This is a genomic window from Alteromonas pelagimontana (assembly GCF_002499975.2).
Lineage (GTDB): Bacteria > Pseudomonadota > Gammaproteobacteria > Enterobacterales > Alteromonadaceae > Alteromonas > Alteromonas pelagimontana.
Genome location: NZ_CP052766.1, coordinates 710,154 through 733,060, shown reverse-complemented (window position 1 = coordinate 733,060; position 22,907 = coordinate 710,154). Strand labels below are relative to the sequence as shown.

The following is a 22,907-nucleotide window of genomic DNA, read 5'->3' as shown; positions in this document are numbered from 1 at the left end:
TTTGTTTACTATAAAAAGAAACAGCTACAATCGCTAACTTCCTACCTCTTACTCGCGAGAAGTTTTCGCTTCCTGCGAATCGCTTGTATCACTGCTATCGCCCCCTGTTGACAAGGGCCAACCCCCCAGCGCTTTATACCGATTTACAATATAGCAATAGAGTTCAGCAGTGCGATTAGCATCATATAACGCACTGTGAGCCTCCTTTTGATCAAACTCGATACCGGCAGCGCGGCAAGCTTTTACCAGCACCGTTTGGCCTACTGCCAATCCGGCTAAGGTAGTGGTATCAAAGGAGACAAAAGGATGGAAAGGTGTACGCTTGATATCGCTCCTGGCAAGAGCCGCGTTTACAAAACTCAGATCAAAATTGGCGTTATGGGCAACGATCACTGATCGCTGGCAGTCAGCCGCCTTTTGCGCTTTACGTACGGTTTTACACAAGGCTTTCATCGCCTCTGCTTCATTAATGGCGCCACGTAGCAGGCAGTGTGGATTGATACCATTGAACTCTAATGCTGCAGCTTCCAGGTTTGCGCCTTCAAAAGGTTCTATGTGAGCGTGATAAGTTTGCGCCGGGACCAAATCGCCATTTTCGTCCATTTTCAAAGTCACTGCCGCTATCTCTAATAGTGCATCAGTGGCAGCATTAAATCCGGCCGTTTCGACATCAATGACGACAGGAAAATAGCCCCTGAAGCGTGTAGCGAGTGCAGCGTTATTATCTGACATAGAAAAGGTTTACCACCATTGCAACTTGTGCACTGCGTAAAAAGCATACTGCTGTTCGCACAGTGCTGATATAATAGCCGTGGATTATCTCAGTAATGCGACGAGGTATCCACCCTGAAGCTGAGCTACATTTAATGATAGTGATCACATCATCTTATTTATAGACATTTCTGTGCTAAACTTTTTCTGCATACGGGCGATATCTACAACGAGAAGCTTTTAAATCCTGGTGAATGTGAACAATGTTGCGCTTGTTATTACTTAGTCTGTTAGCGGTGGCTACCGTGAGTCACGCCGCTATGCGGCAATATGCAGCTGCAGTTGATGCTTCTGACTGGAAGATGGTTGAAGCGTCGCGCTTACAATGTACGCTTAGTCACACCTTGCCCGGTTATGGTGATGCATTATTTACGAGTATGGCATCAAAACAGCTTAATATGGAATTTGAGCTGGATATGAAGTTGCTGCCTAAGAAATTTGATGTTGCCGCTGTGTATTCCGTACCTCCTTCCTGGATGCCAGGCGTTGCCCCTAAACCTATTGCTGATATGACAATACGTAAGCAATATAATGGCGATCTTCCTGAAGATGCAGCTTGGACCATGTTAAGCGAACTGGAAAAGGGTTTCTGGCCAACCATTTATTATCAGGACTGGTATAACCGCTATGATAAGGTTGCGGTGTCATTAAACGCGAGCAATTTTACTCCCCGCTATCGTGAATTTATCTCTTGCGTTTCCAACTTACTGCCGTTCAGTTTCGACGATATTGCTTACACCGTGTTGTCGTACGAAAAAAACAGTACAGAACTTACCGCTTACGCACAAAAGCAACTCGAAATGATTGGTGAGTATCTTAAAGAAGATAGCGACCTTGAATTAGTACTGCTGGATGGCTATACGGATAGCTATGGCGGCAGATGGACCAATGAGCAGTTATCGATTCGTCGCGCAAGCCAGGTAAAAGACTATTTTACAGCTTTAGGCGTGCCCGCCGAACGCATTGAAGTGACGGGGCATGGAGAAAAGCGCCATATTTCGCCGAACTCCAACAGCGATGCGCGAGCGCTTAACCGGCGGGTTGTGGTTCATTTATCTAAATCCTGATGCGTAACAATTACTTGTTCTGCATCAGGAATTGTTTTATCGGCGGAACCTGGTCGGTAAAAACGCCGTCTACTTTAAGTTGCTCAATAAGAAGACTTAGTACCTGCTCTTCGCTCAATCCCGCGGGAAGGGCATCCACCCGGAATGTGTAGGGGTGAATGAGCAAACCCTGTTTTTGCGCTGTTGCCAGCCAGGGCTGGACCACTATCTTAGCTTTTTTTAATGCTTGAGCATCCAGCAACTGGCCTAACCATGGGCCTACACCGTCAGCTACTGTCGCTAGCTCGGACAAGCCGTCATCAGACATTAACCAATCATTGTCGGTGACAGATTCGCCCCAGCTGTTTTCGCCTAAAAGTTGTATCAGTTTTCCTTTAAATCCTAGCTCGTTCCGTAGCCGCTTCACTTCTGCAAAATCAAAACACTGCAAGTACAGGTTGGCGTCTTTTCCCGCAAGATTAGTTGCTTTTAGTGTATCGAGCAGGATTGCCGAAATGTCCACTCCCTGTTGCCGATGCCATTGGGGTGATTTAATCTCAACATAGAAACCAATATCTTGGTCGCTAATGCGGTTAAGCTGCTGGATAAGCTCAATGTGAGCATCTAGCGTGGCAACACGGAAAGTGGCTTTGTCACCTTGATAACGATGAGGAAAAACGGCTTCTCCCTTTTCGTTTTGTCGTTCATGCACCCGTAGTTGCCGTAATTCCTCAAGGGTAAAATCCAGCGCATAATATCGACCGTCCGAACGGGCACGTTGCGGATAAACCGCTTCGACATCGGTAACCGTTTCCAGATGAATATCGTGCAGCACAACAGGCACACCATCTTTGGTAATTACCACATCCTGCTCGATATAAGACGGATGTTGTGCGTAAGCCAGGGCAGCCGCCTCTAAGGTATGCTCAGGTAGATAACCTGATGCACCACGGTGAGCAATGATATCAAACCCATAGGAAAAGCGGGAAAAAGCACTGGTGGAGAGGGCCAGCGCAAGAGCGGCATGCCGGAAGGTCATATTAATCTCTGGTTTCAATGAGTTCGATGGCGTAATCGTCGGGATCGCGAACGAAGGCAATAACAGTACTTCCTCCTTTTACAGGGCCGGGTTTGCGATAAACATCTGCACCGCGAGCTTCAAGCTTCTTACAAAAATCGTAAATATCATCTACCGCAAAGGCAACGTGCCCGTATGCAGTACCTTTGTCATAAGTATTTTCTCCCCAGTTATAGGTAAGTTCAATAACTGCCTGCTCTGACTCATCGGCATAACCAACAAACGCCAGAGTATATTGATACTCTTCGTTGTCTGACTGGCGAAGTAATTTCATTCCCATGGTATTGACGTAAAAATCCAGCGACTTTTCCAGATTCTCTACACGTAACATGGTATGAAGCATTCTCATTTTATTCTCCTGATGTGCTATAGCGTGAATAGTAATATGTTCAGACGACATTATTATGACCGACAAATTAAACTCAAGCCTTTTTTGGCTTTTGTTCTGCAGCCTGGAAGCTGACGCCTGGTTTGAGTTTCTCTTGTCATCATGAAGATATCTCGGTTGGTTAGCTACTGTTGGTGTGAATTTTAAAAGCCTCACACAAAACCAGAGTGTTCTGTCGGAAAGATTTACGTTTAGCTTTTCAAAGGGAACACGGCCTTATCTATTACTAATCACAAAGCATCGGCATCAGAATTTTCGTGCTAGTTGTTCTAAATGTGTTGTGCTACATTATGCTACATATTATATATGTTGAGGTTGAAAATGGGTATTGTAAAAATTTCCGATAAACTTCATGAAGAAGTCAGAAAGACCAGTGTGGTAATGGAGCGTTCGATTAACTCTCAAGCTGAGTTTTGGTTAAAAATAGGACGCTTGGCTGAGCAGAATCCAACGCTGAATTATGATGAAATTCTTGAACGGGAAAAGCGCATGCAAAATGTGGCATCGGTGAGGCTTGTGAATGAGTAACATCGTTATTAAAACTAATGAAGAAATCTTGCTGATGCGGGAATCCGGCCGTTTACTGGCCAGCGTTTTTAAAGAGCTGGACAAGGTTATTGATGTGGGCATCTCGACTATGGAAGTCAATGATTTTGTCGAAGATTTCATCGTTAATAAACTACAGGCGCGACCGGCGAGTAAAGGCCAGTACGGTTACCAGTACGTGTTAAATTCTTCGATCAACGAGGTGGTTTGCCATGGGGTGCCCTCTAAAAGTAAGAGACTCAAAAACGGCGACATCGTTAATATTGATATAACTCTTGAAAAAGGAGGATATATTGCAGATAGCAGTAAAATGTATTCTGTAGGCACACCGTCACCGATAGCAAAAAATCTTGTGCATGTGACCTATGACGCTATGTGGAAAGGAATCCATTGCGTCAAACCTGGCGCGACGACAGGGGATATCGGTCACGCTATTCAAAGTTACATTGAAAAGCATGGCTTTAGCGTGGTGCGGGATTATTGCGGACACGGTATTGGCAAGCAAATGCACGAAGAGCCTCAGATACTTCACTTCGGTAAACCCAGTTCTGGCATTACTTTAAAAGAGGGAATGGTCTTTACGATTGAGCCGATGATCAATCAGGGAACCTACAAGACCAAGCAGAAAAAGGACGGTTGGACGGTTATTACCCGTGATAAAAAATTGTCTGCGCAGTGGGAGCATACCGTTCTTGTCACTTCTTCCGGCGTTGAGGTTCTGACATTGAGAGATGAAGAAGTTGTGAGCTAGTACCAGTCTATGTGATCATGACTCAGTCAGAATAAAGAATACGTTCAGTGGTTAATAAACAAGGCGCCGCTACGCAATATAGTTTTTCTCTTTCAAATAACGACATTGTAGAGCATTAACCACTGGGGCATTCTCTTTGGGCGAGTTTGAAATGCCCAATGGCGTTGAAAACGTTCAAGTAAGCCTTTGTCAGCGGTTTACTCAGTCTTATCAGGGTATTCACACAAATCTTCAATGATACAGGAACCGCAGCGGGGCTTACGGGCTACACAGGTGTAACGACCATGTAGTATCAGCCAATGATGCACGTCCACCTTGAATTCTTTAGGGACTACCTTAAGCAGCTTTTCTTCTACTTTTTCAACAGTTTTACCCATAGCGAACTTCGTCCGGTTACTTACACGGAATATGTGGGTATCTACAGCGATAGCAGGCCAGCCGAACGCTGTATTAAGAACGACATTCGCGGTTTTTCTGCCTACACCCGGTAGAGCTTCCAGAGCTTCGCGGCTCTCAGGAACTTCGCCGTTATGCTGGTCAAGCAAAATACGACACATCTTATGAACGTTTTCCGCTTTTGCGTTAAAAAGGCCGATAGTTTTAATATATTCTTTTAGACCATCCACTCCCAAGTCATAGATAGACTGAGGAGTATTGGCAACCGGAAAAAGTTTAGCCGTGGCTTTATTTACTCCTACGTCAGTGGCTTGTGCAGAGAGGGTTACCGCCACCAACAACTCAAATGGAGAAGCGAAATTTAACTCGGTTTCGGGGTTAGGGTTGGCATCCCGCAAGCGGGTAAGAATTTCTTTTCTTTTGGCGTTATTCATAATACTCGCGAAGGTTTAGCTTTCGGCGGTGATCCGAATTCGGGTGACTTTTTGGATCTCGCGTTTTTCTTTGGCGGCAATACGCTGGTCAATAATATTCTTTACGGCTATTAATAATCCCATACCTAAAAATGCGCCTGGCGGTAAAATAGCAAGGAGAAAGGGTTGATCCGTTTCAAAGAGCGTTACCGTCCAATTCTTTGCAATAGGGCCGAACAAACGATCAGCACCAGCAAACAGGGTTCCTGATCCCAGAGCTTCACGCATTGCCCCAAGCGTCATCAAAATTAAGGTAAAACCGGTCCCCATCATTAATCCATCCACCGCAGCAGGAAGCGCGGGATTTTTGGACGCATACGCTTCTGCCCGCCCAATGATGGCGCAGTTAGTGACAATAAGCGGAATAAAAATACCTAAAGATAAGTACAACTCGTAGGTATAAGCGTTCATCAATAACTGAATGACGGTTACAAAAGCGGCAATGACCATAACAAAAACCGGAATCCGGATTTCGTTTCGCACCAGATTTCTCACCAAAGAGACAGTTAGATTAGAGCCTACTAATACTAAGGCTGTAGCAAGCCCAAGCCCAAGCCCGTTTATGACGGTAGAAGTCACTGCAAGCAAAGGGCATAAACCCAGCAACTGGACCAAAGCCGGATTGTTTTTCCACAAACCCTGCAGCGTCAGTTCCTTATATTCGCTCATAAAGTTTCCTCGTTGCCTGTGGCGCAATCGTTTTGCTGGGAAAATAACGCTTCTTGATGAGCGTTGACAAACAGAAGCGTCTCTTTTACCGCACCGACGACGGCTCTCGGCGTAATGGTGGCTCCTGTAAACTGATCAAACTGGCCGCCATCTTTTCTTACTCGCCAAGCATCCTGGCTCTCACTATCAAACTGTTTGCCAGTAAAAGATAGAATCCAATCACTGATAGCTAATTCGATTTTGTCACCCAGACCTGGAGTTTCCTGATGCTCAACCGCACGTACGCCAAGCACGTTCATTTGTGTATCCACCCCCACCACTAGTTCGATATTGCCGCTGTACCCGTCTGGTGCTGTTGTTTCAATGGCTAACGCGCTGGGCTCACCGTTCTTTCTGGCGCGATAAATTACATGGGGTGAATTATTGCCCAACATGGGAGCACTCACTAGCGTACAGTCCTGGTAAAAGCTATTGTCGTAGTAAGCGGCGGGAACCACCTCGTTTAGCACGCTCAGTAATCGCAGGCGTTGTTGGTCCTGAATCTTCTCTTGTGTGGTAAAAAAGGTAAACGCAATTAATGCGGTGGTTACCAGAGCAAACGCCGCAAGCATTCCGCCATTTTTGCTGATGGTGGCAAACACTATTTAGTTTCCTCTACAGATTTTCGCGCTGTCCCACCGTGTCCATAAGTTCGCGGCCGGGTATAATAATCGATTAAAGGTACCGCCATGTTCATAATAATTACCGCGAATGCCACTGCATCAGGGTAACCGCCGAAGGTGCGAATAATGACTATCCAGAAGCCAATCAGTGCGCCAAACACTATTCGCCCCTTGGCTGTGGTAGAGGCGGAAACGGGATCAGTGGCAATGAAAAAAGCGCCGATGATTAAACTGCCATTAAACAAATGAAATAGTGGCGATGCGTAATGATCTTGATTCATCAGATGCAGAACCAGCGCGCACACAATTACGCTTACTATCATACTGCCGGGAATGTTCCAGCTAATAACGCGTCTGTTGATAAGCAGCAAACCGCCTGCTAAATACGCTACGCTAACCCAGGCCCATCCAGCGCCAACGCTTTGCGCAAAGCCGCCGTCAAAAATGGGCATTGCCAACGCTTCTGAATACGTCATTCCTTGAGTTAATCCGGTTTTAACTGCATCAAGAGGCGTGGCCATGGTAAAGCCGTCAACATTCGCTTTTAACTGCTCAAGATTGTAACCTTCTGTAGTAAAACCAGTGACTATAGTACTTATTGCGTCGACCAGGCCTAACGAATGGAAACCAAAGCCTACAGGTGAAAGCCAACCTGTCATGGCGGCGGGAAAAGAAATGAGAAGCGCTACGTAAGCTATCATAGCGGGATTGAACATATTGTAACCCAGCCCACCGTAGACTTGCTTTACAATTGCAATGGCAAAGAAGGTCCCAATCACGGTCATCCACCAGGGCAACAGGGGAGGGATGCTCACTGCCAATAATAAAGCTGTAACAATAGCACTACAGTCACCAAGCGCCCGTGGTACATTCTTCTTCCGCCAGGATAAAATAGTGGCTTCGGTCACTATGGCGGTGGTAACGGCAATTACTGCCTGAATGAAGACGCCCCAGCCAAAAAAATAGAGTTGCGCCACTATGCCCGGAATCATCGCATAGATTACCAGTCGCATAACCTGACCGGTATTCCGTTTAACATGCTGGTGGGGCGAGCTGGAAAGCATTAATTTCATTTTAGTTATTGTTCTCTTCGTTTTTGCGCGCCTGCTTCTTCGCTTTTGCTCTGGCGACGGCAGCAGCAATACGACGCTTTTTCTCATCGTCTGATTGGCGATCAGAACTCTCAGCGGCGTCAACTGGGGCTGATTTTTTTGCTACATCATCGCCGACTGTTTGCGTCTCATTGTTATCAGCTGCTTGAAGCGTCGGTGCGCCAGGCTGTTGTTCAGGCGCTGCACTGGCAGCATCGTTAGCTTGACTTGCCTTCTTCGCTTTTGCTCTGGCGACGGCAGCAGCAATACGACGCTTTTTCTCATCATCTGACTGGCGGTTAGAACTCTCAGCGGCGTCAGTAGGGGCCGATTTTTTTGCTACATCATCGTCGACTGGTTGCGTCTCATTGTTATCAGCTGCTTGAAGCGTCGGTGCGCCGGGCTGTTGTTCAGGCGTTGCACTGGCAGTATCGTTAGCTTGATTTGCCTTTTTCGCTTTTGCTCTGGCGACGGCGGCGGCGACACGAGCCCTACGGGCAGCGTCGGCATTTTCGGGTGTGTCGTCGGTCAATGTTGCGCTGTCAGGCGCTGGAGCTGCTTGCTTAGCTTTCGCCCGTGCTATAGCATCGACGGCCTGGGATTTGCTCTCATCAGCTACGTTCATACGCGGATCTGACTCAGCTGTATCAGATTGCTGTGCTACTGCTTTCTTCGCTTTCGCTCTAGCTAATGCGGCAGCGACTTTGTCTTTCGGTTCTGTTGCAGGCGCTTTTGCTGCACGCTCGCGCGCCTCTTTAGCTTGTTGATGCTTGGCTTCCCGTTCTATTTTCTCCCGCTCAAGGCGAGCTTTGCGTGCTTCAAAACGCTCTTTGGCTTTTTCCGATTTAACTTTTTCATCTCGTTGTATTCGTATATCGGCTTTCGCTTGACGATAATAATGGACAAGAGGTATTTCGCTGGGACACACGTACGCGCAAGCACCGCACTCAATACAATCAAACAGATTATATTCTTCTGTTTTATCGTACTCTTTGGCTTTTGCGTGCCAGAAGAGCTGCTGGGGTAATAGCGTAGCAGGACAAACGTCTGAACAAGCGCCGCAACGGATACAAGCGGTTTCATTATCGCTTTGTTTTAGTTCATTATCAGCGGGAACCAGCAGGCAATTGGTTATTTTTACCACCGGGACGGCAGCATCGTTGAGCGTAAAACCCATCATCGGCCCACCCATAATTACCTGCGGTTGTTTTTGTTTTCGCGCATTGTAACCGGTTTGGCCAAGCAAATGATTGACTGGCGTTCCCAGCGCAGTCCAATAATTTCCGGGTTTATCTACGGCTTCCCCTGTTACAGTAACTACACGTTCGATTAAAGGCTTGCCCTGAAAGATAGCGTCAGCTATGGCGAAACAGGTCCCCACATTAAACATCAGTACGCCTACATCCGCAGGTAAACCATCCCGGGGAACTTCTCGACCGGTTAGAATTTGCAGTAACTGTTTTTCACCGCCAGCTGGGTATTTGGTTTCTACGCCGACTACCAGAATATTATCTTTATCCTGACAAGCTATTCGCATTGCATCAATAGCTTCTGGTTTATTGTCTTCAATAGCAACCACGACTTTTTTCGGAGAAACAAGGTGGTGGAGTACATCAATGCCTTGACGAATTTGCCAGGCATGTTCCCGCATTAGCCTGTCGTCGGCGGTGATGTAGGGTTCGCATTCTGCACCATTGATCACCAGAAACTCAATTTTTTTACTGCTGGTAGTTTTAATATGAGTAGGGAAACCTGCACCGCCCATGCCTGAAATTCCCGCATTGCAAATAGCTTCAACGAGTTTTGCCGGGGAATAATCGGTGAAATTTCTGAAGGTTTGTCGTTGTATCCATTTATCTTCGCCATCAGGACGTAGCGATACACACAATTCAGATAATCCGCTTGGATGCGCGGTAACGTGAGGTTCAATAGCAACAATTTCACCTGAAGTCGGTGCGTGTATAGGAATTGCAAAGGGATGACCACTGTGAGTGAGCGGCTGGCCTTTTAACACTTTATCGCCCACGTTTACCACCAGCTTTCCTTCAGTCCCGATATGCTGACGCACGGGAAGGGTCAACAGCGCAGGAAGAGAAATGCGTGCAATGGGCTGCTGGTTTGACAGCGATTTGCGATCCTCAGGATGTACACCGCCGGGAAACGTTTCCAGTTTCCCAGCCGCTATTTTCTCAACAATATTTTCAAAACTCGGATGCATCACAGATCAAGACACCATTTTAATGGGAATGTCGCCTTTGGGCGTGTCATCGAAATTCCATTTCCAGGAAGCCGTAGTGGGATTCAACGCTACCATGTCAATGCAATCAACAGGGCAGGGATCCACACACAAATCGCAGCCTGTGCATTCATTTACGATAACGGTATGCATGTGCTTAGCAGCACCGAGAATGGCATCAACCGGGCAAGCTTGAATGCATTTTGTGCATCCAATACATTCATCTTCGCGTATGTAAGCGACTTTTTTCACGTCCTCGGCACCATGGGCGGCGTCCAAAGGTTTAGGTTCTACACCCATTAAGTCAGCTAAATTTTTAATTGTCGATTCGCCGCCAGGCGGACATTTATTGATGTCATCGCCGTTAGCGATGGCTTCAGCGTAAGGGCGACAGCCAGGGTAGCCGCATTGGCCACATTGTGTCTGAGGCAGCACCTCGTCAATTTGATCAACCAGAGGATCGCCTTCTACGTGAAAGCGGATGCTGGCATAGCCTAGTAAAATGCCAAACAGTAAAGCTAAAAGTCCAATGGCTACCAGAGCAACAGTCATCGTCATTAAAATTTCACCAATCCGCTAAAACCCATAAAAGCTAAGGACATCAATCCAGCAGTTATCATAGCTATAGATGCGCCGCGAAAGGCCACTGGCACATCCGCTGCGGCAAGACGTTCACGCATGGCGGCAAACAACACCAGCACAAGAGAAAATCCCACAGAGGCGCCAAAACCGTAAATCAGGCTTTCCATGAAGTTGTGTTGCTCGGTCAGGTTGAGCAGAGCAACCCCAAGAACCGCGCAATTGGTGGTGATAAGGGGTAAGAAAATGCCGAGTAAGCGATATAAAGTCGGACTGGTTTTATGAACCACCATCTCTGTGAACTGCACTACCACCGCAATGACTAAAATAAAAGCTAAAGTGCGAAGATAGCCGATGGCCAAAGGCTGAAGAACGTAGGTTTCTACCAGATAACTGGTGACGGAGGCCAACGTCAGAACAAAAGAAGTGGCCATAGACATACCAATTGCGGTTTCCAGCTTACTGGACACACCCATAAAGGGGCAAAGCCCAAGAAACTTCACCAGTACAAAATTGTTTACAAGTACTGTTCCTAGCAACAGCAGTAAAAAATCAGTCATGAAATCAATATCTTCTTTTCACAAAGGCATAGCTAACAGCATGCTACTCTGGCAGATGTCTGTCGCAGTGTGATAATGGGTTATTCGACGTGGGCTATTATCGCTTTTTAGCGCCAGATTAACAACTTGATAAAACTAAGGTTATTCTGCGGAAAAACTTACTAACCAGAGAAAGCTCTTCGCTTAATGGGAACAAAAATGAAGAAAAAGAAGTAAATGAATGGCTCCCCCTCCCCGACTCGAACGGGGGACCTGCGGATTAACAGTCCGTCGCTCTAACCAACTGAGCTAAGGGGGAATCGATACATTCATTTATTCGTTAAAAAGTTGGCTCCCCCTCCCCGACTCGAACGGGGGACCTGCGGATTAACAGTCCGTCGCTCTAACCAACTGAGCTAAGGGGGACCTGCTTTTCAACGGGAGCGAATATTAATGACGTCCTTCATCGCTGTCAACAACCTTCGGAATATTTTTTTATGTATCTGAAGAGAAAATGTCCTTTTCGCCGATTTAACAACCAATATTGGCTGAACGCATAGAAAACCTAAAGATAATTTTTCTTCATCTACCCATTTTGAAAGAGATAAAGAAAATGAAAGGTGCTAGTGAAAAGTAAAGAGTAAACGGCCAAGCATATATAACCGGAATCCGGCTTTTCATACCGAAAAGCTATTAAAAATACTTTGACCATTGTCTTTATATACAGGTAAATAAGAGGGTGGGGCCTGTACTCGTCCCTCAGAAGGTTAGTCTTCACTTACCATTTTCTCCCGTTAAGAAGCCAAAATTCCCGCCGTTGCTGGTGTTTACTCACTTATCCACTAAAACTGTGGATAAGTGTGTTGATAGCTGGATTAAAGAAAGGTAGTGAAGGCGAAGTAGAGCGGAAATTTTACCAACATTTTTAGCGGGTTAATAATAATTTTATTATAAAACATGAAGTTAAGTGATAATCTTCCATCTTAAAAAAAGTTACACGATGAACTGTTAGACAATTATTTACTTGTGTGTTAAATCGACGCTCAACCTTTTATGTTCGTGGTTTTTTGATTTACTTTAAATTTTTTTACATAAATTTAGCATAAGCCCGTGCTCCAATGTGGTGAGAAATATGCATTTGCTGTCGCTACAGCCCGTCATTTCTCTGTCACAGAAGTGTCACGGCATTGTAATGGCAAATATTACCGCCCATAGACAGTGCAGTTTTAAATAAATAGCGGATTATTTCCGATAGATAAACCAAAATGGTTGGACACGCTATTTTTACAGTTTAATTAGGCTTTCACGGAGCGATTTGAAAGAAAAGAACCTGTGTTTTTTGAAAATGTTATTTTAGATACGCATAGCGAAAGAAAGGATGCTCCTTTACACTGGAGTAGCGTAAAGAGGGAATTTTCGGACCTGCTCCGGTTTATCGATAGGACTAACTTTTGGAATTTTTGTTTGAGCTAATCTTTTCTATTCGCTTTAACTCCTACTAATGATGAAGAGAAAAATGTGAAAAAAGCTCCTTCAACGCGTAGATCTTCAGATCTGACCCACGGCGCTATCGGCCCTACCTTGAGAAAAATGACTATCCCAATGGTTCTGGGAATGATCATGATGATGAGCTTTGGTCTGGTCGATACTTTTTTTGTCAGCTTGCTTGGCACAGATCCGCTGGCTGCGATCAGTTTTACTTTTCCGGTCACCTTTACCGTTATCAGCTTAAATATTGGCTTAGGTATTGGTACCTCGGCCATTATCGGCAAATTACAAGGAGCGGGGGAGAAAAGCGAGTCTCAACATCATGCTACCGGCGCCATGATATTGTCAGTTATTCTTGTGGGGGTTTTGGCAGTTGCAGGATATCTAGCAATGGACCCAATCTTTCGTCTGCTTAATGCCACAGAAAACCTGATGCCATATATACGTGAATATATGTCCGTGTGGTATGTCTCCAGTGTTTTTCTGTCTCTGCCTATGGTTGGGAACAGCGTATTGCGAGCGTGCGGGGATACGAGCATGCCTAGTATAATAATGGCTACGGTCGGTGCAATAAATGCGGCTCTTGATCCTCTGTTTATTTTTGGATTTGGCCCATTCCCCGCAATGGGGATTCAGGGAGCGGCTGTTGCAACTTTAATTGCCTGGATGGTCGGCGCGAGTTGGATTATTTATCTGCTGGCCGTGAAACGGCAGCTTATGTTGCCTCGACTCCTGACGATTAAAGAGATGAAAACGAGCAGTATGCATATACTGCGCATTGGGCTCCCTGCGGCAGGAGCGAATATGCTTACGCCTATTGCAGGTGGTGTGATGACTGCGGTAGTGGCTTCGTATGGAGCAGAGGCGGTGGCGGCCTGGGGAGTAGGCAATAGAATGGAGTCAATCGCCAGCATCGTCATTCTCTCTTTATCCATGTCACTTCCACCGTTAATTAGTCAGAACGTCGGCGCGAATAATTATCAGCGGGTAGAAGAAGCCTATAAAATCTCAGTAAAGTTCGTACTTTTCTGGCAACTGTGCGTATTTATTTTACTGTGGTTGCTCTCAGACTGGATTGCCTCGGCCTTTGCGAACGAAAGTGAAGTAGAAACACTGATCGCGCTGTTTTTGGTTATTGTACCCTTGGGTTATGGTATGCAAGGGGTGGTAATTCTGACGAATTCTGCGCTCAACGCCATGCATCGTCCTATGTCTGCACTGGTTCTGAGCGTGGTTCGGCTGTTTGTTTTTCTGGTGCCGTGCGCCTACGTGGGCAGCTTATTATTCGGTTTGCGGGGGTTGTTTTGGGGCACTGTCGTCGCCAATTTAATGATGGCAGCAATTTCATTTATCTGCTTCAAACGCGCGCTTTTAGCCTATCGTGAAACTCAAGAAGGTAGTTAGATTTTATGAGTAAAGGTTTTGAACTGGAATCCAAATATCAGCCCGCTGGAGATCAGCCTAAGGCGATAGCGGCATTGGTAGATGGCCTTGAAAGCGGTTTGGCCAGTCAAACGCTGCTTGGGGTAACCGGGTCGGGTAAAACATTTACTATGGCGAATGTGATTCAGCAAGTGCAGCGGCCAACGCTTATCCTCGCCCATAATAAGACACTGGCGGCTCAATTGTACGGAGAAATGAAAGAATTTTTCCCCAACAATGCGGTGGAATATTTTGTGTCCTATTACGATTATTATCAGCCTGAGGCTTACGTTCCCAGCACCGATACTTTTATTGAAAAAGATGCTTCCATTAATGATCATATTGAGCAAATGCGATTGTCGGCAACGAAAGCGCTAATGGAGCGTCGGGATGTCGTTATTGTTGCCAGTGTTTCCGCTATTTACGGATTGGGCGATCCAGAATCCTATATGAAAATGCTGTTGCACTTGCGCCAGGGCGACACTATGGATCAGCGAGATATTCTGCGCAGATTGGCAGAGTTGCAGTACAAGCGGAATGACCTGGCATTTGAACGCGGCACGTTTCGGGTTCGCGGTGACGTCATTGATATATTTCCCGCGGATTCAGAAAAGGAGGCGGTGCGGGTTGAACTGTTTGATGATGAAATCGATAGAATAAGTTACTTCGATCCGCTCACTGGTACCGTGGAAAAAACGGTGGTCAGAACCACGGTTTTCCCGAAAACCCACTATGTGACGCCGCGGGAAAAGATTCTTCAGGCGATTGATCGGGTTAAAGAGGAGCTGAAAGACAGAAAGGCGCAGCTGCAATCGGTAAATAAACTGCTTGAAGATCAGCGCATCACGCAGCGAACGCAGTTCGATATCGAAATGATGCTTGAATTGGGATACTGTTCGGGTATTGAAAATTACTCTCGTTATCTCTCCGGCCGCGCGCCAGGAGAGCCGCCTCCCACGCTACTTGATTATTTTCCTGCAGATGGATTGCTGTTTATTGATGAATCCCACGTTACCGTCTCCCAGGTGGGAGCCATGTATAAAGGCGACAGATCCCGTAAAGAAACGCTGGTGGAATACGGTTTTCGTTTACCCTCCGCGCTGGATAATCGTCCGCTTAAGTTTGAAGAGTTTGAGCAAATTTCTCCCCAGACTATTTATGTTTCGGCGACACCGGGCAACTATGAGCTGGAGAAATGTCAGGGGGATGTGGTAGAGCAGGTAGTCCGGCCTACCGGTCTGCTCGATCCGGTTCTGGAAGTGCGACCTGTTGCGACACAGGTGGACGATGTGCTGTCGGAAATTCATCTGCGGGTGGCGATGGATGAAAGGGTGCTGATAACTACCTTAACTAAGCGTATGGCGGAAGATCTCAGTGAATATCTGAACGAGCACGGGGTAAAAGTACGTTATCTGCATTCGGATATCGATACGGTTGAACGTATTGAAATCATCCGTGATTTACGTTTGGGCAAATTTGATGTTCTGGTTGGTATTAACCTGCTGCGGGAAGGGCTGGATATGCCAGAGGTTTCGCTGGTTGCCATTCTTGATGCAGATAAAGAAGGCTTTCTTCGTGCTGAACGCTCACTGATTCAGACGATAGGGCGAGCGGCGCGTCATATTAACGGTAAAGCAATCATGTATGGCGACAAAATCACCAAGTCAATGCAAAAGGCGATTGATGAAACGGATCGCCGCCGGGCCAAACAGCACGCATATAATGTAGCTAATAATTTGACGCCGCAACGGCTTGTAAAGCCTATCACCGATATTATGGATTTGGGTGATAGTGCGCATCCGGCTTCAGGAAAAGTCAGACTGCGAAAAGTGGCTGAGAAGAAAAAGAATCAGCAGACAGCCAGTGCTACTGAACTTATGGATCAAATTGGCCAGCTTGAGAAAGAAATGTTTGAACATGCCAGACAACTGGATTTTGAAAAGGCGGCGTCTTTGCGGGATGATATTGAGTCGTTACGAAAGCAGGTGGTGGCGATATCTTAGGAGTATCAGCCTGTGCTGGAAGCACCAGTTAATTAAAAACTTCTGGAAAAGAATGTATTCTTGTCGATACGTAATATTATTTTGAAAAGCTGAAAAATTTTTTGAAACGCTAATATACCTTAAGATTCTCGTTGTAATCGTGTTAACAGTTCCTTATTATGGTTTTTTAAGTATCCATTAATATACCTATAAGTGGTGCCCATATGTTGAACCGGCTGCAAGAATCTGACATTAAACTCTTACGCGTATTTTATGCCGTTGCCAGTTGTAATGGCTTCACGGCAGCAGAACCTGTCTTGCGTATGCAACGCCCAAATATTAGTGCGGCAATCAAAAAACTGGAAGAACGGCTGGATCTGGTGCTGTGCCACAGAGGCCGCGGCGGCTTTCAAATGACAAAAGAAGGTGAGGTAGTTTTTCAGGAAACTAAGCGTATATTTAACGCCTTTGATAACTTCGTCTTTAATCTTAAGTCCTTACATGATGATTATTCGGGTCATATCACCCTGGTACTAATGTCTGGATTGCCGCTATCGATGCACTTGGCTGTCAGTAAAGCTGTGAAGAGCACGATGAAGAAGTTTGATGACATTCACGTCAATATTCAGACTCGTCTGTATAATGAAGTTGAACATGTTGCCCTGTCCGGGGAATGCCATTTGGTGGTATCTACCTACGATATGGTAAAACCTGAGTCGGTGACGTTTCATCCCGTTGGAATTTCTTGTGCAGGCCGTTTGTATTGTGCGCCTACTCACCCGTTGGCGAAGTATCGTGACACCCCGCTACCACCGGATGTTAAAATTGAAGACTATCCCGCTATCGGTATCTCGGGTTTATCTTCGGCAAACTATATTGAAGAAGACAGACGGCTGGCAATTCAGACTTTCTCAGATTCTTTCGATGCAGCCATGTCAGCAATAATGACAGGTGAGTACATAAGTTTGCTGCCTGATTACATTGCCAAGGAGCAAGGAGCAAGTCTGGGACTGGTACCCATCGCGCAGGGGAGCTTATTTAACTTCGAACATGACTTATTTGTGATGAACGGGAAAAACACCCGGTTGAATCCGGTGTTGCGCCATTGTATTAAAGAGCTCAGTTATTTTATCGGTGAAAGCCAAAAATAGCCCTGCATTGCTGACAACTAAGCCGCTTATAGGCGGCTTAGTTGTATTTTAATCGACAGTAGACAGTGATCACTGTAAAGCAATGTTACTCGTAGGGTAGTGGATCTGAAGCTTGATTGTCACGAAACGCCTCTAATCGCTCCTGACACGCTCCGCACTTCCCGCACGCTTTCTCTCGTCCGTTATAGCAGGTCCATGTCAGACTGTAGTCAAGGTTCATGCTAAGCCCGTCGGTTAAAATAGCGGCTTTGCTGACTTCTAGATAGGGCGTGACAATTTCGATGGCTGAATAGTTTGCTATAGCGCAAACATCATTCATTTTTTCCACAAATTCCGGGCGGCAATCGGGATAAATTGCATGGTCGCCCGAATGAGCACCATAATAAACTTTGGTGGCGTTCTGGCTCACCGCATAACCCACCGCCAGCGACAGCAAAATCATATTACGGTTCGGGACTACTGTTTGTTGCATACTGGGCTCTTCATAATGCCCCTCAGGGACGTCAATGTCGTCAGTGAGTGCAGAGCCGCCTACCAAACTATTGATAGCGGAAATATCTACAATTTTATGGGGTACGTTTAGCTGCTTACAAGCCGTAGCCGCGTAGTCCAACTCTTTTTTATGACGTTGTCCGTAGTTAAAAGAAAGAGCAAGGGGGGCTTTGCCTTCGGCAAGGGCTTTGTTTAAGACGGTGAATGAGTCCATACCACCAGAATAGATAACAATAACTTTTTCAGACATATCGGATTTTCTCAGCAAATTATGCACGAATTCTATGTGATCCTTGGTAAAATCCCAACAGGCAATTCCTAAAGAGCGATGAAGTGAGCAATACCTTGCTAAAAATCAATGAGATGTTTGAAACCATTCAGGGTGAAGGTGTGTATACGGGCGTACCTTCTGTTTTTTTACGCCTGCAAGGATGCCCCGTGGGCTGCTCTTGGTGTGATACGAAACACACCTGGACACTGGATGACGCCTTTTTAACTACGTCAGATCAGGTAATCGATAAAAAGCAGGAAAACGAAGCATTTTTTGAAGCGGATGCAGAGGCGTTGCTGGAACTGTTTGCAAAACAAGGCTATCACGCCAAACATGTGGTGATTACCGGTGGCGAACCTTGTATATACGATCTTTCACCGCTTACAAACTATCTTCATCAGCACGGGTTTACTACGCAAATTGAAACCAGTGGTACTTATGAAATAAAGTGTGATCCTGCGACTTGGGTAACGGTGTCGCCCAAGGTAAATATGAAAGGCGGATTGCCAGTGCTGGAAAGCGCACTTCGACGGGCAAATGAAATTAAGCATCCTGTGGCTATGCAAAAGCATATTGAAGAACTGGATGCGCTGCTGGCGAAGATAAAAGATGATTTGCCTGCCCATATTTGTCTTCAGCCCATTAGTCAACAGGAGCGGGCAACGGATTTAGCTATACGTACTTGTATCGCTCGCAACTGGCGTTTATCGTTGCAAACTCACAAGTACATCGGTATAGAATGATGCTAGTGTAAAGCGGAGCAGGGCGGCTTATTAGGTACTGTCCGGTGGGAGTGGCTTCTTTATTTTTAAATATTACTGAGCAAGCAGTGAGAGGCAAAGTTTTTATGTTCAAAATGTTGACGGGGACCTTGTTAGGGTGCCTGCTATTGAGCCAGGGAGCGTCTGCTGCGCTATGGTCTCTAACTTATCCACGTCCACTCGACGACCGTGATCTTCGCAATGAATATCCGATTGCACTGTTGACATTAGCACTGGAAAAGACGGGCGTGAAGTATAGCTTACTTCCTTCCGACCGCATCATGTTGCAAGGAAAAGCGTTGCGGCAAATTCGGGAAAACCGTGAAGTTAACGTGGTGTGGAGCATGACTGATACGCAACGGGAAAAGGATTTACTTCCCATACGTATTCCGATCGCGAAAGGGCTGATTGGCTGGCGGGTATTTCTAATAAAGAAACAAGAGCTGAGCGCTTTTAGGCAAATCACCACTAAAGATGGACTTTCCAAAAAGATACCGATTCAAGGAGAAGAATGGCCTGATACCAAAATTCTTCAGGCTAATGGGTTCAACGTTTACACGGTGCCTGACTACCCTGAGGCAGTTTCTGAACTTGAAGCGGGTAAGGCGGATTTTTTCCCCCGTTCAGTAATAGAAGTCGTTAACGAATTAAAAGATGACCGTCGCAAGGCCAGTATCATGCTTGAGCCGAACTTGGCGATATATTATCCCACCGCCATGTACTTTTTTGTTAATAAAGGAGATTCGACACTGGCACGCCTTATTGAAACGGGTTTACGTCGCGCCATTGAAGATGGTTCATTTGATGCCCTGTTTATGTCCACCTATGAAGAATCGCTACAGCAGTTAAATTTAGATAAGCGAATTATCCTCAGTTTAGAAAATCCGTTGTTGCCCGATCTGACGCCCGTTGGGGAAAAGGCGCTATGGTACCTGCCACAAAAAATGGCTTCATCTACCTCTGAATCAGATCAATAGCAAACGCGATATCATCGCGATCCGAGTTGGAGTAAGAGCTGAATGAATAAATTTAGTGGCCTTAAAATATAAGCAAACGTTTCTCACTCGAAACGCCGTAAACTATTCCCTATAGCTCTGCTGTGAAGCATTCTTGCTTCAGAAATTCGGCTAAGAAACCTTCACTATTGCTTTAAAAGTAGTCGCAATCTCTATCCGCGATCCGGGTAAACCAATGCATCCGCCCTGCGCTACGTTGACCTTGAAGAGCCAAGGCTTCCTTCTCCAATGCACCTTAATGAGATGCGTTCCTCTATCCCTGAGCTGCTCACAAATCAATATGGATTATTCTTAATCAGCCGTGAAGAGAGAAAATATCGAGGGGCTATATTTATGAAAAGCAGAAAAATATGAAAGAAAATATGAAGAAAACGAAAAAATGCTGGTTAGTCTACCTAACCAGCATTTGATGTTGCAGGATATTGAAAATCGAACTTCCTAAACTTTAGCGAACAATTCGGCGTCTTAAACCAATGAAAGCTAACGCTAGCAAACCGAAAAGCCCCATAGAGCCACCACCGCCAGAGTCGCTACCGGGTGTTGGTGTAGGCGTGGTGGGGGTTTCTTCGCCACCATCGCCGCCGTTGTCACCACCATCATCGCCGTCGTCGCCGTCGCCGCCATCATCGCCGCCGTCGCCGCCATCATCGCCGCCGTTGTCACCACCATCATCGCCGCCGTCATCGCCATCATCTGTGGCAGTACTGGGGATGAATCCAATGTCTTTGAAAAGACGTGAATCACCAAATTCTATTCTAACCATTACGAATTCAGCATCGTTGTCGTCGAACAACGTGGCGGGCGCAGTAACTGTCACTGTTGAACCATTATCGGTATTAGCTACAGTATAGTCGGGTGTCCAAGAATCGAATCCAGTCGTTAATGCATGAATCGTCACATCGTCAGCACTTACATCTTCCGTAACCTCTACAGTAACCGAAGCATCATCTCCGCCCACGGTCGCTACAAGATTGTCGGTATAAACGTCAGGGAAAGCTTCATACATGCCACGCATATCTAAACTGATTGAGGAATAATCGTCAGTTGTTGAGGTGTCATAAAACACGTACATCGGAATAAGCTGATCTTGAAGTTCCAACTCTTTTAACGATTCAATCCAGTCGATACTTTGATGGTAGTCTTCATTGATCTTAAAGGTCGCCACCCGTTCGGTACCTGTACCCTCAAAACTTACCGATACAAACTTAGCCAGGTCTTCAAGCGCAGCAAAACTTTCATAAGTAATCGTGTAACCGGCAGCCACTGTACTACTGCGCTGCACCTTGCGAACAGCCAAACGCAAATTATCATTACTGATTGCAGCGTCTGTCACTTGAATGGGAACTGAAGACGTGGAGCCCGGTACTGTTGAAACGTTTATGTTGTCAACATGAATGCGTGAGTCCTTCGTATACTCTTGCATGCCCACAACTATAGGCACTAAATTATCATCAAGATCAAGCCAATTAACAATAACGTAGCAAGCGCTTACCTCAGGATCGACTTCAACGCTCGCTATAGTGGGAGCAATTGTCGTCGCATTCGTGCCTTCAATAAATTCCTGATAAAAACTCAAGCCGGTACGATATTCGTCGCAACTGTAACTAGTGCGATAAATATTCTGGCCGACATTGTTCGGTAACGGCGTCCATCCGAGAGAAACCTCAGTATCAGTAACATCTATGGTGGTGTCACCTTTGAGAATGGCGCTATGAGCTGTGATTTTGCTGGTTTTACGTAAAAACTGAGCGTTATCTGCAGCATCATCAAGCGTTTCTTCTTTACCAATGGCGACGCCATCTACCTGACGCGTAGGGTCAGAGAAATACGAAATCTGGTTATCACCCAATGCCATAATGGTAGTGAAGTTACCTTCACTTGTCATACCGTAGGGCAGGGCATTTTGAAATGTTTGCGATTCACTTTCACGATTATGATTCAGCCCCATGTTGTGGCCGAAAGAGTGGGCAACAATTCTGCTGGAGTAAGGGACATATCGTATGTTTGATGAGCGTAAGAAACGTGCGCGTTGTTCAGCATTTTCATAGCTGTCGTTCGTGAACGACAACAGATTTGCTGATCCCCCGGTTTCTTCTCTGATATTGCCGGTTCTTACGCTGCTGATAAAGTCGACTTTACCTGAACCCAGCAACGTCTTGAACAAGACATCGCTTTCACTCCAGGATTCCCCCTCATTACCCGCTACCAGGTAAAAGTTTTCTGAATAAACAGAGGTATCTTCAACACCAGCATCTTCCAGTGCCGCGTTAAGAATGTCGATACCTTTATCCATTAGAATTTGAGGATCTGTAGACTCATCGTATTGGCTTTGTTGCGCTTCTGCATCAATAAAAGACTGAGCAGAAATAAAGAAAGCGCTGCCTGCTGTCTCTGGAAGAGTGGCGATATTGGTATTGGTAATCGTCGCTGCACGATAGGTATCAGCTAACGACGGCTTCAGCGATACAAATGTTTCTGTGGAAGAAGAGGTAGAGGTAATAACCACCTCATCAGGATGTTCCACAGCCGCTGTTGGGGTTTCGATTGCCGTTAATGTGGCCCCCGAAGCCGACAGCGCGAGTGAGCGCTTAACACCATTTTCAATTAACGTTCCTGTTAAAGAGCCATTTCGCTCTCTAATAATCAGGGCGTTCTTTCCTGAAGTATCTTTATAGCTGTAAGAAGAACCGAACTTATCTGTTCTAGTGGAAGAAAGCAGGTAAGCAGTGTCCTTAATAATGATTTGCGTACCGTTTTTAAGAGCGTTCTGCACGCTAACAGTAGACAAAGAGGATAATTTTTCAGTCTTGGCTTTTACGTCGTAGACCAGGTTACTGGTGTCCGTGGCGTACGCGCCTTGAGAGATTGCAATAGAAATTGCAGCAGAAATTGCAGCTTTTTTCAGCATGTTCATTCCTTTTAAAATTGGTAACGGAGAATCGCTACTCAATTCCTTTATTATTAAACACAACCCTTATATCCTTAGAAGAGGCAACTGGATCACAAATTTAACGTCACCATTAAAACATTTGGGAAGTGAAAGCAATAATAATTAATTATGATATCGGTAGAACCATTCAGTCGTGGACAAATTGAAGA

Annotated in this window: 20 protein-coding genes and 2 tRNA genes; 8 read left to right on the top strand and 14 right to left on the bottom strand. The window is 45.8% G+C overall.

Going from position 1 to position 22,907, the window contains the following annotated elements; genetic code table 11:
• Positions 1–48: 48 nt before the first annotated feature.
• Entirely contained in the window at positions 49–732 is a 684-nt protein-coding gene (gene rnt / locus CA267_RS03440; protein WP_075608780.1) for a ribonuclease T, read from the bottom strand.
• A gap of 242 nt (positions 733–974) precedes the next feature.
• Here rnt and CA267_RS03435 point away from each other — a divergent pair, with 242 nt between their 5' ends.
• Entirely contained in the window at positions 975–1,838 is an 864-nt protein-coding gene (locus tag CA267_RS03435; protein ID WP_075608781.1) for a flagellar protein MotY, read from the top strand.
• 10 nt (positions 1,839–1,848) lie between these two features.
• On the opposite strand, the gene glpQ is transcribed toward CA267_RS03435, so the two are convergent.
• Positions 1,849–2,856, bottom strand: coding sequence for a glycerophosphodiester phosphodiesterase (gene glpQ / locus CA267_RS03430; protein ID WP_075608782.1), 1,008 nt, complete (start codon positions 2,854–2,856; stop codon positions 1,849–1,851).
• 1 nt (position 2,857) lies between these two features.
• On the bottom strand, positions 2,858–3,244 hold the full coding sequence (gloA, locus tag CA267_RS03425; protein ID WP_075608783.1) for a lactoylglutathione lyase: 387 nt from the start codon (positions 3,242–3,244) through the stop codon (positions 2,858–2,860).
• 360 nt (positions 3,245–3,604) lie between these two features.
• Here gloA and CA267_RS03420 point away from each other — a divergent pair, with 360 nt between their 5' ends.
• Together CA267_RS03420 and map are read left to right on the top strand one after the other, a co-directional pair.
• A complete protein-coding gene (locus CA267_RS03420; protein WP_075608784.1) occupies positions 3,605–3,811 on the top strand; it encodes a ParD-like family protein in 207 nt (68 codons plus the stop codon).
• On the top strand, positions 3,804–4,580 hold the full coding sequence (gene map, locus CA267_RS03415) for a type I methionyl aminopeptidase (protein ID WP_075608785.1): 777 nt from the start codon (positions 3,804–3,806) through the stop codon (positions 4,578–4,580). Before CA267_RS03420 ends, map begins: the two co-directional genes overlap by 8 nt.
• A gap of 197 nt (positions 4,581–4,777) precedes the next feature.
• On the opposite strand, the gene nth is transcribed toward map, so the two are convergent.
• The 9 genes from nth to CA267_RS03370 all read right to left on the bottom strand — a co-directional run bounded on the left by nth (position 4,778) and on the right by CA267_RS03370 (position 11,651).
• On the bottom strand, positions 4,778–5,410 hold the full coding sequence (gene nth, locus CA267_RS03410) for an endonuclease III (protein ID WP_075608786.1): 633 nt from the start codon (positions 5,408–5,410) through the stop codon (positions 4,778–4,780).
• Positions 5,411–5,425: 15 nt separating this feature from the next.
• Positions 5,426–6,118 carry an electron transport complex subunit E gene (locus CA267_RS03405; RefSeq protein WP_075608787.1) on the bottom strand — a complete coding sequence of 231 codons (693 nt, stop codon included), beginning with the start codon at positions 6,116–6,118 and terminating at the stop codon, positions 5,426–5,428.
• Positions 6,115–6,759, bottom strand: a complete 645-nt coding sequence (gene rsxG / locus CA267_RS03400; protein ID WP_075608788.1) for an electron transport complex subunit RsxG — start codon at positions 6,757–6,759, stop codon at positions 6,115–6,117. Before rsxG ends, CA267_RS03405 begins: the two co-directional genes overlap by 4 nt.
• Positions 6,759–7,853, bottom strand: a complete 1,095-nt coding sequence (gene rsxD / locus CA267_RS03395) for an electron transport complex subunit RsxD (RefSeq protein WP_075608789.1) — start codon at positions 7,851–7,853, stop codon at positions 6,759–6,761. The genes rsxG and rsxD overlap by 1 nt, the downstream gene beginning before the upstream one ends.
• Before the next feature lies 1 nt (position 7,854).
• The gene (rsxC, locus tag CA267_RS03390) at positions 7,855–10,089 is read right to left on the bottom strand and encodes an electron transport complex subunit RsxC (protein WP_083638362.1); all 2,235 of its coding nucleotides are present in this window, start codon (positions 10,087–10,089) and stop codon (positions 7,855–7,857) included.
• A gap of 6 nt (positions 10,090–10,095) precedes the next feature.
• Positions 10,096–10,665 carry an electron transport complex subunit RsxB gene (gene rsxB / locus CA267_RS03385; protein ID WP_075608791.1) on the bottom strand — a complete coding sequence of 190 codons (570 nt, stop codon included), beginning with the start codon at positions 10,663–10,665 and terminating at the stop codon, positions 10,096–10,098.
• A complete protein-coding gene (gene rsxA, locus CA267_RS03380; protein ID WP_075608792.1) occupies positions 10,665–11,246 on the bottom strand; it encodes an electron transport complex subunit RsxA in 582 nt (193 codons plus the stop codon). Before rsxA ends, rsxB begins: the two co-directional genes overlap by 1 nt.
• A gap of 221 nt (positions 11,247–11,467) precedes the next feature.
• Positions 11,468–11,544, bottom strand: a tRNA-Asn gene (locus tag CA267_RS03375).
• Between the two features lie 30 nt (positions 11,545–11,574).
• A tRNA-Asn gene (locus CA267_RS03370) sits at positions 11,575–11,651 on the bottom strand.
• 1,176 nt (positions 11,652–12,827) lie between these two features.
• On the opposite strand from CA267_RS03370, the gene CA267_RS03365 reads away from it, so the two are divergent.
• The 3 genes from CA267_RS03365 (at position 12,828) to CA267_RS03355 (ending at position 17,268) form a co-directional block, all read left to right on the top strand.
• Positions 12,828–14,117 (top strand): MATE family efflux transporter, encoded by a 1,290-nt coding sequence (locus tag CA267_RS03365; RefSeq protein WP_083638532.1) that lies wholly within the window; start codon positions 12,828–12,830, stop codon positions 14,115–14,117.
• 5 nt (positions 14,118–14,122) lie between these two features.
• Positions 14,123–16,138 (top strand): excinuclease ABC subunit UvrB, encoded by a 2,016-nt coding sequence (gene uvrB / locus CA267_RS03360; RefSeq protein ID WP_075608794.1) that lies wholly within the window; start codon positions 14,123–14,125, stop codon positions 16,136–16,138.
• A gap of 203 nt (positions 16,139–16,341) precedes the next feature.
• Positions 16,342–17,268: a LysR family transcriptional regulator gene (locus CA267_RS03355; RefSeq protein WP_075608795.1), complete on the top strand. Its 927-nt coding sequence runs from the start codon at positions 16,342–16,344 to the stop codon at positions 17,266–17,268.
• A gap of 85 nt (positions 17,269–17,353) precedes the next feature.
• Here the strand turns inward: CA267_RS03355 and queC are convergent, their stop codons facing one another.
• The gene (queC, locus tag CA267_RS03350; protein ID WP_075608796.1) at positions 17,354–18,010 is read right to left on the bottom strand and encodes a 7-cyano-7-deazaguanine synthase QueC; all 657 of its coding nucleotides are present in this window, start codon (positions 18,008–18,010) and stop codon (positions 17,354–17,356) included.
• A 95-nt stretch (positions 18,011–18,105) separates the two neighbouring features.
• On the opposite strand from queC, the gene queE reads away from it, so the two are divergent.
• Together queE and CA267_RS03340 are read left to right on the top strand one after the other, a co-directional pair.
• Positions 18,106–18,774, top strand: coding sequence for a 7-carboxy-7-deazaguanine synthase QueE (gene queE / locus CA267_RS03345; RefSeq protein ID WP_232367665.1), 669 nt, complete (start codon positions 18,106–18,108; stop codon positions 18,772–18,774).
• 104 nt (positions 18,775–18,878) lie between these two features.
• Positions 18,879–19,769 (top strand): type 2 periplasmic-binding domain-containing protein, encoded by an 891-nt coding sequence (locus tag CA267_RS03340; protein ID WP_075610015.1) that lies wholly within the window; start codon positions 18,879–18,881, stop codon positions 19,767–19,769.
• Between the two features lie 484 nt (positions 19,770–20,253).
• On the opposite strand, the gene CA267_RS03335 is transcribed toward CA267_RS03340, so the two are convergent.
• Positions 20,254–22,716, bottom strand: coding sequence for a reprolysin-like metallopeptidase (locus CA267_RS03335; RefSeq protein WP_075608797.1), 2,463 nt, complete (start codon positions 22,714–22,716; stop codon positions 20,254–20,256).
• Between the last annotated feature and the right edge of the window lie 191 nt (positions 22,717–22,907).

Excerpts from the sequence above, each read along its gene's own strand:
- rnt (WP_075608780.1), bottom strand. The coding sequence starts at position 732 with ATGTCAGATAATAACGCTGCACTCGCTACACGCTTCAGGGGCTATTTT.
- CA267_RS03435 (WP_075608781.1), top strand. The coding sequence starts at position 975 with ATGTTGCGCTTGTTATTACTTAGTCTGTTAGCGGTGGCTACCGTGAGT.
- glpQ (WP_075608782.1), bottom strand. The coding sequence starts at position 2,856 with ATGACCTTCCGGCATGCCGCTCTTGCGCTGGCCCTCTCCACCAGTGCT.
- gloA (WP_075608783.1), bottom strand. The coding sequence starts at position 3,244 with ATGAGAATGCTTCATACCATGTTACGTGTAGAGAATCTGGAAAAGTCG.
- CA267_RS03420 (WP_075608784.1), top strand. The coding sequence starts at position 3,605 with ATGGGTATTGTAAAAATTTCCGATAAACTTCATGAAGAAGTCAGAAAG.
- map (WP_075608785.1), top strand. The coding sequence starts at position 3,804 with ATGAGTAACATCGTTATTAAAACTAATGAAGAAATCTTGCTGATGCGG.
- nth (WP_075608786.1), bottom strand. The coding sequence starts at position 5,410 with ATGAATAACGCCAAAAGAAAAGAAATTCTTACCCGCTTGCGGGATGCC.
- CA267_RS03405 (WP_075608787.1), bottom strand. The coding sequence starts at position 6,118 with ATGAGCGAATATAAGGAACTGACGCTGCAGGGTTTGTGGAAAAACAAT.
- rsxD (WP_075608789.1), bottom strand. The coding sequence starts at position 7,853 with ATGAAATTAATGCTTTCCAGCTCGCCCCACCAGCATGTTAAACGGAAT.
- rsxC (WP_083638362.1), bottom strand. The coding sequence starts at position 10,089 with ATGCATCCGAGTTTTGAAAATATTGTTGAGAAAATAGCGGCTGGGAAA.
- rsxB (WP_075608791.1), bottom strand. The coding sequence starts at position 10,665 with ATGACGATGACTGTTGCTCTGGTAGCCATTGGACTTTTAGCTTTACTG.
- rsxA (WP_075608792.1), bottom strand. The coding sequence starts at position 11,246 with ATGACTGATTTTTTACTGCTGTTGCTAGGAACAGTACTTGTAAACAAT.
- CA267_RS03365 (WP_083638532.1), top strand. The coding sequence starts at position 12,828 with ATGGTTCTGGGAATGATCATGATGATGAGCTTTGGTCTGGTCGATACT.
- uvrB (WP_075608794.1), top strand. The coding sequence starts at position 14,123 with ATGAGTAAAGGTTTTGAACTGGAATCCAAATATCAGCCCGCTGGAGAT.
- CA267_RS03355 (WP_075608795.1), top strand. The coding sequence starts at position 16,342 with ATGTTGAACCGGCTGCAAGAATCTGACATTAAACTCTTACGCGTATTT.
- queC (WP_075608796.1), bottom strand. The coding sequence starts at position 18,010 with ATGTCTGAAAAAGTTATTGTTATCTATTCTGGTGGTATGGACTCATTC.
- CA267_RS03340 (WP_075610015.1), top strand. The coding sequence starts at position 18,879 with ATGTTCAAAATGTTGACGGGGACCTTGTTAGGGTGCCTGCTATTGAGC.
- CA267_RS03335 (WP_075608797.1), bottom strand. The coding sequence starts at position 22,716 with ATGCTGAAAAAAGCTGCAATTTCTGCTGCAATTTCTATTGCAATCTCT.